This window comes from Brevundimonas sp. ALps5, assembly GCF_058681645.1.
In genome coordinates this window covers 1,655,629-1,667,281 of record NZ_CM178744.1, presented here as the reverse complement: position 1 = coordinate 1,667,281, position 11,653 = coordinate 1,655,629, and the positions used below count along the sequence as shown (strand labels likewise).

The following is an 11,653-nucleotide window of genomic DNA, read 5'->3' as shown; positions in this document are numbered from 1 at the left end:
CCCGACCGGGTGCGGCGCAAGCGCCATCAAGTCAGGGCACCATAAATCATTGTGCACTGCAAAAGGATTATCACTTTCGGCGAGCAGCGCAGCGGCTCAGGAGGCCCCTACCGGTCGCGACGCGGTCGCTCGCTGCCTGAGCGGGGGACCGGCGCCGCCACCAGGGCCGTTCGTCAGCCCCGCGCCATCACCCGTTCGATCAACTGGGCCGACTTCTGCGGCCCGAGGTCATAGGCCAGGGGCGCGCGGAACTTGCCGTCCGGCCCCATCAGATAGACCGTCAGGGTGTGGTTCATGGTGTAGGTCTCGCCCTCGCCGACCTTCTGGAAATAGGCGCGGTATTCCTTGGCAACGGCCGCGACCTGGTCAGGCGTTCCGGTCAGGCCCACGACGCCCTTCGGGAAGCCGTCGGATTCGAGATAGTCCTTCAGCGCCTTGGGCGTATCGCGCGCCGGATCGATGCTGATGAAGGCGATCTGCAGGTCCCTGGCCTTGTCGCCCATCTGCTGCTTGGTCGCCGCCAGCCCGGTCAGGGTGGTGGGGCAGTAGTCGGGGCAGTAGGTGAAGCCGAAGAAGACCAGGGTCCATTTGCCGTTCAGCATCGTCTGGTCGACCGTCTGGCCGTCCTGATTGACCAGCTGGAACGGCCCGCCGACCGCCGGCTGGCCGGTGGAGGCCTCCTGCGTCACGCCGCGCTCGCGACCGGTCACCACCACCACGGTGACGATGGCCAGGGCGGCGGCGATCACCAGACAGGCGGCCGCGAACAACATTATGGAACGGCGTGGCATTTGGTCTTTCCCGGCGCTACCGACAGACGGCGTCGGGCGGTCTATAGACCGGGCGTGGACATCCGTGAAACCGCCTCTTCGAAAGCGATGACGTCGCAGCCCCCTCCCCCCGCTCCGCTGATCGGCGGCGAGGGTCCGGCCGACCACTGGCGCGACCTTCCCCGGCGCGGGCGCGGCCTGACACTCAGGACCCTGATCATCCTGCGCTGGCTGACCCTGGCCGGTCAGGGGGCGACCATCTGGGTGGCGCATGAGCTGCTGCACTTCCCCCTGGCGGTCTGGCCCTGTGTGGCGGTGATCGGGGCCGGGGCGGCGGTCAATGTCGCGGCCCTGCTGCACCTGCGGCGCACCGACAACCGCCTGCCCGACGGCCGCCAGACGGCGCTGCACCTCGGCTTCGACATCCTGCAGCTCTCGACCTTGCTGGGCCTGACCGGAGGGCTGGAGAACCCCTTCTGCCTGCTGCTGGTCGCCCCGGTGACGGTGGCGGCGGCCTCCCTGCCCGGCCGTCAGGCGATCGGCCTGGGCTTCCTCGTCCTGATCGCCACCGCCGTCCTGTTCAAATGGTCCCTGCCCCTGCCCTGGCAGTCGGGCACCGAGCTGATCCTGCCCCTGCTCTACCGCATCGGGCTGGCCATGGCCCTGACCACCGGGGTGGTCTTCACCTCGGCCTATGCCTGGCGGGTCGCGGCCGATGCGGAAAAGCTCGAGCTGGCCCTGGCGACCACCCAGGACGTGCTTCAGCGCGAACAGAGGTTGGCGGCCCTGGGCGGTTTGGCCGCGGCCGCCGCCCATGAGCTGGGCACGCCTCTGGCCACCATCCAGGTCGTGGCCAAGGAGATGCTGCGCGGCGCTCCCGCCGACAGCCCCGAGGCCGAGGACGCCGCCCTTCTGCTGCAACAGGCCGACCGCTGCCGCGAAATCCTGACCCGGCTATCGCAGCGCCCCGAGGATGGTGATCCCCTCTATACGGAGGTCGGCCTCAAGGCCCTGTTGAACGAGGTCGTCGATCCGCATCTGGGATTCGACCTCGACATCTCGGTCGCCGTGAACGCGCTGGACGGCGAGGCTCCACCCCAGGTCAAACGCCTGCCTGAGGTGGTCCACGGCCTGTCGACCCTGGTCGAGAACGCCGCCGACTTCGCCGCCTCGGCCGTGCGGGTCTCGGCGACGGTCGATGAGGAGACCATCGCCATCGAGGTGCTGGACGACGGCCCCGGCTTCGCCCCCGACATCCTGCCGCGTCTGGGCGAGCCCTATGTGACCAGCCGTCCGCACGGCAAGGCGCGCCGGGCCCTCGCCGCCCAGCTGCGCGCCGCCGCCCGTCCCGCCCGGGCCACTCTGGGGGTCGGGCTCGGCGCCCTCGGCCGCCGCAAGGACGGACCGATGTCGCCCCCGCCCTATCCGCCCCTGCCGTCCAGCGAGGCGGTGATCCCCAGCCAGGGCGGCATGGGGCTCGGCTTCTTCATCGCCCGCACCCTGCTGGAGCGCACCGGAGGCCGGGTCACGGTCGGCGCCGGCGACGGCCCACTCGGCCAACGCGGGGCGCGCGTCACGGTGCGCTGGTCGCGAAACGCGCTTGAAATCACCTGATTACAGGCGCTTCCTCGGTCGCGACCAAACGCCGCGCATGTCTTGACCCGCACGGTCCGGACCGCGACTTGAGGCCCATGGAGACTCTTGAAATGTCAGCTATCGAGGACCGCGTCGCCGCGCTTCACGATAAAACCCTGCTTCTGCTCGACGACGATCAGGCCCTGCGCACCCGACTGGGACGCGCCCTGGAATCGCGCGGCTTCGAAGTGACCACCGCCGGATCCCTCGCCGAGGCGACCGATGCGCTGAAGATCGCCCTGCCCGCCTATGCCGTGCTCGATATGCGGCTGGAGGACGGCAACGGCCTGAAGATCGTCGAGGCGATCCGCGAGCGCCGTGAGGACGCCCGCATCGTCATGCTGACCGGCTACGGCGCCATCGCCACGGCGGTCGCGGCGGTCAAGGCCGGGGCGGTCGACTATCTGTCCAAGCCCGCCGACGCCGACGATGTGGTCAAGGCCCTGCTCGCCATCGGCGACGCCTCGCCCGAGCCGCCCGAAAACCCGATGAGCGCCGACCGGGTGCGCTGGGAGCATATCCAGCGCGTCTATGAGCTCTGCGACCACAACGTCTCGGAGACCGCGCGCCGTCTGGGCATGCACCGCCGCACCCTGCAGCGCATCCTGGCCAAGCGCGCGCCTCGGTAAGGGTTAGTCCCTCAGCGTCCGCATCGCCCCCAGCCGCGCGAAGGCCAGCGTCAGCGCCTTCCTGCGCGCCGGGGCCAGCGTCAGCACCGGCGCGTCCCTGACCACCGCCCCGCCGAAGCCGTCGGCGACGATCAGGCCGGGCTCTTCCGGCAGGACGCCTTGCGGAAACTCCGGGGCCACGGCGAAGAAGAAGGCGTCGCAGAAGGGCGCGTACTCCGGCCATTTGCGGTCGACGCGATAGTCCTCGATCCCGGACTTCACCTCGCAGATGACGATGTCGCCCTTCTTGCCGAGGGCCATGACGTCGGCCCGCCGCCCGTTCGGCAAACAGACCTCAAGCAGAGGCGCATAGCCCATATCGAGCAGCAGCCGCGCGGCGCCGCGTGTCACCGAAAGCGTGGTTTCGGGCCGGCTGAAGACGAGTTCGATGTCGAGGAGGGCGCTCACTCCAGCATTATGTTCCGGGTCCGTTCCGGTCGCAAGCCGCCGGGTTCAGCCAAACCGCTTGCGGTTCTCCCGCCATTCGGCCGCCGTCTGGCCCCAGAGATCGACCCGCGCGGCCTCGAACGGCGGCGGCAACCGGCCCGGTCCCCGGTTCACCGACCCCAGCCGCTCCGCCAGCTTCGCCGAGGCCTCATTGGCCGGATCGATGGTGTGGATGATGTCGTCCCAGCCGAGCACATCCACCGCATAGTCCATGGAGGCCACCGAGGCCTCCAGCGCATAGCCCTTGCCCATGGCGTCGCGGTGCAGGCTCCAGCCCACCTCCTTGCCCGGCCATTGGTGCGGCGCCCAAGGCCCGATCCGGCCGATCCACTGGCCCGTTTCCTTCTCGATGATCGAGAAGAAGCATTCGCCCGTCAGCGCCCACGCCCCCGCGCAGGTCATCAGGATGCGCCAGACCTCAGCCGGGGTCTTCGGCCCGCCGATGAAGCGCGTCGTCTCCGCATCGGACTGGAAGTCGCACCAGCGCTCGAAATCGCTCATCGCGGTCGGGCGCAGGATCAGCCGCCCCGTTTCGATCACCGGACCCTCGCTCACGCCAGATCCTCGATTTCGGCGTCGGTCAGCTCACCGGGCACGATGGTCACCGGCAGCTTGCGCCCGGTGAAGGCCGCGCCGTGCTTGAGCACCGCCGAGACCAGAGGCCCCGCCGACCGCCCGCCCCCGGCCGAGGCCAGGACCAGGATCTTGATCTCGGGATCGTCGCCGACGGTCTTGCGGATCGCCGCCTGGGCGTCGCCGGTCTCGATGATGAAGATGGGCTGGGCGCCCGAGCGTTCGGCGGCCTCGGCACCCAGACGGGCCAGCAGGGCTTCGGCCTCGGCCCTCTGCTGGCGCTGGATTTCCTCGCGCACCCCGGCCCAGTGCTCGTCGGAACTGTCGGGAATGACGGCCAGAAGCGCGACCCGGCCGCCGGTCGAGCGGGCCCGGCGCGCAGCGTAGCGCAGGGCGGCGTCGAACTCGGGGCTGTCGTCGACGACGACCAGAAACTTCCTGGGCATGAGGGCTCGCTTCGGCCGCGACCGCTCTCGACGCGGCCATCCCCAGTCAAGCGCGTTTTGGTCCCTGCGCCAATCGGGTCGTTGACCCTGGACTTCGGGCTTCAGACTTCGGGCTGCGGCGGCGAGGTGATCACCTCGACATTGTCGTTGAGCAGATAGGACAGCTCCGACAGGGCCACGGCGCGCGCCTCGGGCGTGGTCGCGGCCTCGACGGCGGCGATCTTCTTGGGGATGTCTTCCGAGATGCCGCGCAGGATGCATTTCAGGTCGCCGTCCGTGCCCCGCTCCTTGAGGATCAGATGGCCCTGCATATCGGTCTGCGACAGATGGGCGGCGCGGTCCTTGAAGCCGGTGAAGTCGGCGCCGGTCATGAACCCCGGGGCGTCGGCGGCCTTTGCGGCGGCCCAGGCGTCGACCACGGCCTTCAGCGAACCGGACTGGCTGACGATGTCGCGGAACAGGGGCTCTCCGGCGACCGAGACCGGCGCGCCCGCGACGGCAGGCGGCTGGGCCGCGGCCAGGGCCACATTGGGGTCGCTCATCATCAGGACGAGGCTCAGGGCGATACCGCAGGACATCGAAACTTCTCCGCCGGATCAATTCAGGAATCAGGACCGGAATAACCGTTGAACCGGCTTACGCCTCACCCGTAAACGACACCTTGAGATCGACAGGAAACGTTTACCATGACCGACTGGACCGCGTTTGAGGCCGCCGCCGCCCGCGACGCCGACGCCCGCATTGTCGACCAGTTCGCCGCCGACCCCGGCCGGGTCGCGCGCATGGGGGTAGAGGCCGCCGGCCTTTATCTCGACCTTTCCAAACAAGCCTGGACCCGCGAGGGGTTCGAGACCTGCCTGGATCTGGCCCGTTCCGCCGGGGTCGAGGCCGCCCGTACGCGCCTGTTCGGCGGCGAGGCGATCAACTCGACCGAGGGCCGCGCCGTCCTGCACCCCGCCCTGCGCGCCGCCAGGGGTTCGAACTACCTCGCTCTGGGTGAGCCGGTCTCGGAAGACGTCGACTACGTCCGTGGCGCCATGCTTAACTATGCGCGCATCGTTCGATCGGGCTCCGAAACGGGCGCCACCGGCAAGCCTTTCAAGGCCATCGTCCACATCGGCATCGGCGGCTCGGACCTCGGCCCGCGCGTGATCTGGGACGCCCTGCGTCCGCTTGAGCCGGAAATCGACCTGCGCTTCGTCGCCAATATCGATCCGCGGGACATGGCCGAGGCCCTGACCGGCCTGGATCCGGAAACCACCCTTGTCATCATCGTCTCCAAGACCTTCACCACCCAGGAGACCCTCGCCAACGCCGAAATCGCCAAGGCCTGGCTCGCCGCAGCGATTCCGACCGACAAACTGTCGCGCCAACTGATCGGTGTCACGGTCGCACTCAAGAAAGCTCACGAGTTCGGATGCGGCCGAATCTTCGGTTTCTCGGACTGGGTCGGCGGCCGTTATTCCCTGTGGTCGGCGGTCAGCGTTTCCTGCGTCATCGCCCTGGGTCCCGACGTCTTCGAGGCGATGCTGGCCGGCGCCGCCGCCATGGACGATCACTTCGTCTCGGCCCCGCTGGAGAAGAACGCCCCCGTCCTTCTGGCCCTCGCCCAGATCTGGAACGTCGACGGCCTGAACCGCCCGGCCCGCACCGTCGCCCCCTACGCCCACGCCCTGCGCCGCCTGCCCGCCTTCCTGCAGCAGCTGGAGATGGAATCGAACGGCAAGCGCGTCCATCGCGACGGCTCGCCCGTCAGCCGCCAGACCTGTCCCGTCGTCTTCGGCGAGCCCGGCACCAACGGCCAGCACGCCTTCTTCCAGCAGATCCATCAGGGCCCGCAGGTCGTCCCGGCCGAGTTCGTCATCGTGGCCAAAACCCATGAGGACGCGCCGGAAAGCCCCCTCTGGTCCAACGCCCTCGCCCAGGGCCAGGCCTTGATGTTGGGCAAGACCACCGAACAGGCCCACGCCGAATTGCTCGCTTCGGGCGCTGACGCCGCCGAAGCCGACCGTCTGGCCACGCACAAGACCTTCCCCGGCAACCGCCCCTCGACGGCCATCGTCATGGAACGGCTGACACCGGAAACCCTCGGCGCCCTGCTGGCCCTCTATGAGCACAAGACCTTCGTCGAGGGCGTGGTCTGGGACATCAACTCCTTCGACCAGTGGGGCGTGGAGCTGGGCAAGGTGCTGGCCAAGGCCATTCTCAAGGACGTCGCGGCGGGCGGCCCTTCGGCCGACCTCGATCCCTCGACGGCGGGCCTGCTGACCCGGCTCCTGGGCTAGACTCCAGACGCAGAAACGGGCGCCGAAGCGCCCGTTTCCCGCCCTCAGCTACAACCTACCAGCGGCGGTCGTAGCGATAGTCGCGCCGGTCATAGCGGCCGCGGTCGCGGTCGTAGTCGCGGCTGTTGATGCCGTGATCGCGTTCCCAGTGGCCTTCGTTGCGGTAGCAGCGGCCGTCGCGGAAATAGCCGCAGTCCGGACCCCGGTCGTAGCTGTAGCCGTAGCCGCCACGATAGTTGCGGTCGTCATAACGCGAGTTCGAGGAGGCGGCGGCGCCGACGGCCGCACCCGCCAGGGCCCCGCCGGCGACATAGCGGCCGTCGCCGTTGCCGATCAGGGCGCCCGCGATGCCGCCAATGGCGGCGCCGACCAGGGCGTTCTTGGCGGTATCGTCGTTGTTGCGATGGTCACGATAGCTTTGGGCATTGGCCGAACCGGCCAGAAGGCTCAGGGCCAGAACGGGAGCCGCGGCGCCGGCGGCGAGCTTCGAAAACTTCATCATGGTGCGTCTCCTTGCGAGAGGTTGGGCCGGCGGATGCCGACGTCATGGTCTCCTTCTAACGCCCCGCTTCTGAACGACCCGGGTTCACCGCGTTCATAGGGGGTTCATCTTCATAAAGCCGCGCGCGCCTTGCCGGACTTGTCGCCCGCGTCCGCGCCGCATACCGTCGGAATTCAAAGGGGGCGCGATGATCCGCAGGCGTGGCGTATTCGGCGTGATGGCGAGCCTCCTGGTCGCGGGTTGCGCTGTGATTCCAGCCGCCCAGCTGCCCGCACCTCCGCCACCGCCGGTCGCGGCGCCCCCGCCTCCACCTCCCCCACCGCCCCGTCCTGCTGCTCCGCCTGCACCGGCAGACGTCCGCATCTCGGCCCGATCGGAGATCAGCCCGCCAGAAACGCCGAAAGACGTCCCCGGCGTCCTCGCGCTGCACGCCGATCCAGTCGAGGCGTCCGAGGTCCTGATCGTCCTCGCCTCGACCCGCTACGCCGCCGATGACCTCAAGGGCGCGATGGAGGCGCTCGACGCCGCCGCCTCGGTGGTCGAACGGGCCTATGGAGCCGACGACGTCCGTCTGGCCCGCCCCCTGGGCTCGCGCGCCCGGCTGAAAATCGACGCCGGCGACTATCCGTCAGCCCATGCCGACCTCGACCGCGCCCTGGCCCTGCGCCGCGCCGGACGCACCACATCCGATGCGGACGCTCCCGACGCCGCCGAAATCGCCACCCTGATCTACGACCGCGCCAAGGCCTTCGACGCCCAGGGCCGCAACGAGGAGGCCGAGGTCGCCGCCCGCCAGTCCTACGACCTGCGCCGCGCCGTGCTCGGTCCGGTGCAGGAAAAGACCGCCGACAGTCTGAACCTCTACGCCAACACCCTGACCGCCCAGGGCCGCCACGCCGAGGCCGACCCCGCCTACCGACAGGTGCTGGGCATGTACGAGGTGCTGCACGGGCCCAAGGACTTCCACCTGGCTATCGTCCTGTCCAACCTCGGCAATTCGCTGCGGCGCACCGGCCGGGCGCGCGAGGCCGCCCCCCTCTACCGCCGCGCCGTTTCGGTCGCCGAGGTCTCGGGCGACAAGGTCCTTCTGGCCCAGTGCCTGACCAACTACGGCTGGTTCCTGCATACGCAAGGCGATGGTCGCAAGGCCGAGATCCAGTTCCGCCGCGCCCTTGATCTGGCCGTCGCCCTCGTCGGGCCGGATCACCCCTTCGTCGGCGCCGTGCGCGCCAATATCGGCTTCAGCCTGCTGGACCAGAACCGTCCCGCCGAGGCGGAAGCCCAGTTCGCCGCCGGCCTCCACGCCCAGGAGGCCGGTCTGGGCCTCGACAGCCCCGATCTGGTCGAGACGCTCGGCGGCTACGGCCGCACCCTCGCCGCCCTGAACCGTCCGGCCGAGGCGGAGGCCCAGTTCCTGCGCGCCCGCACCATCGCCGCGACCCGCCTCGCCGCCGCCCATCCGATCGGTCTGGACCAGTCGGGCCTCTACGCCGGCTTCCTGCTCGACCAGAACCGCCCGGCCGAGGCCCTGGCCGAACTGCGCGGCTCGCTGGGGACCCTCGTGGGACAAGGTTCGGGCGGTCGCGACTGGCGCACCAGTATCAAGGGCGCCGGCCCCCTGTTCGAACAGAGGGTCCAGGCCGACTGGCGTCTGGCCAACGCAGCCCCCTGAAGAACGGGAATCGTCAGGCGACGCCGCCGCCGTTCGGGTTCAGGATACGGGGATGAAGGGGATTGGGGCAGCTCTGGGACTGGTGGTCGCGCTCGCGGCCTCATCCGCGCTCGCCGGAAATCCCGACCGCGCCGCCGTCTCGGCCCAGGCCGACGCCGATGTGAAAGTCGCCTCCGACGCCCAGTCGGCCAATGACTGGGAGACCGCCGCACGCGCCTACCGCTCGGCCTGGATGGGCCACCGCAAGGCCGTCGGCTGGCAGTCGGTCGCCGCCGCCACCGACGCCTTCAACCTCAGCGTCGTCCTGACCGCCGCCGGGCGGCTGGACGAGGCGGCGACAGTCCGGCGTCAGGCCATCGCGGAACGGTCGCGCGCCATCGGCGGCGGCGGGGTCGATCTCGCCGACCTGTGGAAGCTGGAAGCCCGGGCACTCGACACCGCCAAGCCCGACCAGTCCGAGGCCGCCTGGCGCACGGCCCTGGCCCTCTATGAAGCCAGTCCTCGCCATGTTGACGCCGCCGCCGAGGCCGCGGCCGGCGTCGCCCTGACCTGGTCGACCCGCGTCCGCCCCGAACAGGGCCTGCCCTGGGCCGAGCGGGCCGTGACCATCGCCGAAAACGGCGGCTCGGATTCGATGAAGACCTGGACCCTGACCACCCGCGGCCGTCTGAAATCCGAGGCCGGGGACTTCGAGGGCGGGCTGGTCGACCTGCGTCAGGCCGTCGCCGTTCGCGACCCTTCCGACGGCAATCCCCTGCAGCAACTGGCCCTCGCCCTCGACGCCCAGGGCCGTTACGACGAGGCCGCCGCCGCGCTCGACGCCGCCATCGCCGCCTTCGAACTTCAGGGCGACTACGGCCGACCGGGTCTCGCCGAGGCCATCAACACCCTGGGTCAGGTCCGCACCAGCCAGCAGCTCTATGTCCAGGCCGAGGCCCTCTATCGGCAGGGGCTTCAGGTCGCTGCGGACGACCCGTTCGAGACCTCGGTCATCAACGCCAATCTGGGCTGGAACCTCGACCGTCAGGGCCGCTACGCCGAGGCCGAGCCCCTGCTGCGTCAGGCCGTGATCGACATCCGCGTCCATGAGGGCCGCGAGACCCGCAACACCGGCTTCACGATCGGCAATCTCGCCGGCGACCTGCAGGCGCAAGGGCGGCAGGCCGAGGCCCTGCCCCTGCTGCGCAAGTCGTATGAAAGTCTGGCCCGGACCATCGGCCCCGAGCACCCGGCCATCGGCTGGACCGTCAACGCCCTGGCCGGCGCCGTCGCCGCCGTCGAAGGCCCCTCGGCCTCCGAGCCCTGGTTCCGTCAGGGTCTCGATCTGGCGCGTCGCCGCATGCCCCCCGGCCACCCCCAGGCCACCGAACGGGCCGAGGACTTCTCTCGCGTCCTCTTGAAGGCCGAGCGTCCCGCCGATGCGCTGGACGTCCTGCGCCCCGCCGGTCAGGCCGCCCTGGCGCGCGCCGGAAGCGCGAGCGAGACGGTCCAGTCCCAGCGCGCCTTCAACCGCAGCCGCAGCCTGTTCCGCCTCACGGTCGAGGCGGCCTGGGCCAAATCCACCCAGAATGGCGCCGCCTCTTCCTCGTAGACCCCGGACGGAGCCACCGCCGGGTCCTTGCTGATCGGGGCCCCGATCAGTTGGCCGGGTAGTCCATCGCCACCGTCAGGTTGACGTCGCCCGAAGCGGGAACCGTGAACTTGACCTGATCGAAGGTCGGGGCGGCGCGCAGGGTCTCGCCGTGCAGCATGCCCCAGCCCTCGCCCGGACGGCCATTGACCAGCTTCATCGTCCGGTCGCCGTCGGCGTCGTGCAGGGCGGTGATCGAATAGTCGCCGGGCGCCACGTCATGCAGGACGATGGTCTTGGTTCCCGCCGTCGGGTTGGCGAGGATTTCGCCATAGGACCCGGCGTGCTGCAGGAACTGGCCTTGCGTCTGCAGGCCGACCAGCAGGTCGCCGCCACGCGCCTGGACGCCGGTCAGGGTCACGGTGACGTCCCCGGCCAGGGCCGAGCCGGCGGCGAGGGTGGCCGCCGCGGCAGCGGCGATAGCGATCAGGGAAGCTTTCATTGTCGTTCGTTCCGAATGTCGGCGGCGACCATCGCCGTCTGCAATGTTCTTTATGATGCAAAGTACATTACGTCAAGTACCCCTCACGCATCGGCTCTTTCCACACGCCGTCATCGAACCGTGCCTTGACCCTGTCCCCCAGCCCCCCTACTTGCACGGCGCGTTAGCACTCTCAGGCGCCGGCTGCCAAAACGCCGGTCCGGGGGTCGCTACCGAGGAAACAACAGAGTCTCACTCCGGAGAATATGCAGATGGCGTTTCGTCCTCTCGGCGATCGCGTGCTGGTCAAGCGCGTGGAAGAAGAATCCAAGACCAAGGGCGGGATCATCATCCCCGACACCGCCAAGGAAAAGCCGCAGGAAGGCGAAGTCGTCTCCGTCGGCCCCGGCGTTCGCGACGAAACCGGCAAGGTCAACGCGCTCGAGCTGAAGGCCGGCGACCGCATCCTGTTCGGCAAGTGGTCGGGCACCGAGGTCAAGCTGGAAGGCGAAGACCTGATCATCATGAAGGAATCCGACGTCCTGGGCGTGCTGTCGTAAGCACCCGCGTCGACGACCTTCTTCTTCGAAAACAATAGATAAGG

Annotated in this window: 13 protein-coding genes; 6 read left to right on the top strand and 7 right to left on the bottom strand. The window is 69.3% G+C overall.

Annotated elements, in window-relative coordinates:
* Window positions 1–173 precede the first annotated feature (173 nt).
* The gene (locus ACW172_RS08005; RefSeq protein WP_492034650.1) at window positions 174–791 is read right to left on the bottom strand and encodes an SCO family protein; all 618 of its coding nucleotides are present in this window, start codon (window positions 789–791) and stop codon (window positions 174–176) included.
* An 87-nt stretch (window positions 792–878) separates the two neighbouring features.
* Here ACW172_RS08005 and ACW172_RS08000 point away from each other — a divergent pair, with 87 nt between their 5' ends.
* Together ACW172_RS08000 and ACW172_RS07995 are read left to right on the top strand one after the other, a co-directional pair.
* Window positions 879–2,384, top strand: a complete 1,506-nt coding sequence (locus tag ACW172_RS08000; RefSeq protein ID WP_492034649.1) for an ActS/PrrB/RegB family redox-sensitive histidine kinase — start codon at window positions 879–881, stop codon at window positions 2,382–2,384.
* Window positions 2,385–2,476: 92 nt separating this feature from the next.
* Window positions 2,477–3,034, top strand: coding sequence for an ActR/PrrA/RegA family redox response regulator transcription factor (locus ACW172_RS07995; RefSeq protein WP_492034648.1), 558 nt, complete (start codon window positions 2,477–2,479; stop codon window positions 3,032–3,034).
* Window positions 3,035–3,037: 3 nt separating this feature from the next.
* On the opposite strand, the gene mmcB is transcribed toward ACW172_RS07995, so the two are convergent.
* From mmcB to ACW172_RS07975, 4 genes are all read right to left on the bottom strand, one after another.
* On the bottom strand, window positions 3,038–3,463 hold the full coding sequence (mmcB, locus tag ACW172_RS07990; protein ID WP_492034957.1) for a DNA repair putative endonuclease MmcB: 426 nt from the start codon (window positions 3,461–3,463) through the stop codon (window positions 3,038–3,040).
* A gap of 63 nt (window positions 3,464–3,526) precedes the next feature.
* Window positions 3,527–4,021, bottom strand: a complete 495-nt coding sequence (locus ACW172_RS07985) for a GNAT family N-acetyltransferase (protein WP_492034956.1) — start codon at window positions 4,019–4,021, stop codon at window positions 3,527–3,529.
* Window positions 4,022–4,071: 50 nt separating this feature from the next.
* On the bottom strand, window positions 4,072–4,539 hold the full coding sequence (locus tag ACW172_RS07980) for a universal stress protein (protein WP_492034647.1): 468 nt from the start codon (window positions 4,537–4,539) through the stop codon (window positions 4,072–4,074).
* Window positions 4,540–4,640: 101 nt separating this feature from the next.
* The gene (locus ACW172_RS07975) at window positions 4,641–5,117 is read right to left on the bottom strand and encodes a hypothetical protein (protein ID WP_492034646.1); all 477 of its coding nucleotides are present in this window, start codon (window positions 5,115–5,117) and stop codon (window positions 4,641–4,643) included.
* Between the two features lie 108 nt (window positions 5,118–5,225).
* Here ACW172_RS07975 and pgi point away from each other — a divergent pair, with 108 nt between their 5' ends.
* Window positions 5,226–6,824: a glucose-6-phosphate isomerase gene (pgi, locus tag ACW172_RS07970; RefSeq protein WP_492034645.1), complete on the top strand. Its 1,599-nt coding sequence runs from the start codon at window positions 5,226–5,228 to the stop codon at window positions 6,822–6,824.
* A 55-nt stretch (window positions 6,825–6,879) separates the two neighbouring features.
* On the opposite strand, the gene ACW172_RS07965 is transcribed toward pgi, so the two are convergent.
* Complete coding sequence (locus ACW172_RS07965; protein WP_492034644.1) at window positions 6,880–7,326, bottom strand: YMGG-like glycine zipper-containing protein; 447 nt, start codon at window positions 7,324–7,326, stop codon at window positions 6,880–6,882.
* Window positions 7,327–7,513: 187 nt separating this feature from the next.
* Here ACW172_RS07965 and ACW172_RS07960 point away from each other — a divergent pair, with 187 nt between their 5' ends.
* Both ACW172_RS07960 and ACW172_RS07955 read left to right on the top strand, forming a co-directional pair.
* Window positions 7,514–8,998, top strand: coding sequence for a tetratricopeptide repeat protein (locus tag ACW172_RS07960; RefSeq protein ID WP_492034643.1), 1,485 nt, complete (start codon window positions 7,514–7,516; stop codon window positions 8,996–8,998).
* A gap of 52 nt (window positions 8,999–9,050) precedes the next feature.
* Entirely contained in the window at window positions 9,051–10,589 is a 1,539-nt protein-coding gene (locus ACW172_RS07955) for a tetratricopeptide repeat protein (RefSeq protein WP_492034642.1), read from the top strand.
* Between the two features lie 46 nt (window positions 10,590–10,635).
* Here ACW172_RS07955 and ACW172_RS07950 read toward each other — a convergent pair whose 3' ends face one another.
* Window positions 10,636–11,070, bottom strand: a complete 435-nt coding sequence (locus ACW172_RS07950; protein ID WP_492034641.1) for a DUF2141 domain-containing protein — start codon at window positions 11,068–11,070, stop codon at window positions 10,636–10,638.
* A 251-nt stretch (window positions 11,071–11,321) separates the two neighbouring features.
* Here ACW172_RS07950 and groES point away from each other — a divergent pair, with 251 nt between their 5' ends.
* Complete coding sequence (gene groES, locus ACW172_RS07945) at window positions 11,322–11,609, top strand: co-chaperone GroES (protein WP_492034640.1); 288 nt, start codon at window positions 11,322–11,324, stop codon at window positions 11,607–11,609.
* Window positions 11,610–11,653: the final 44 nt, after the last annotated feature.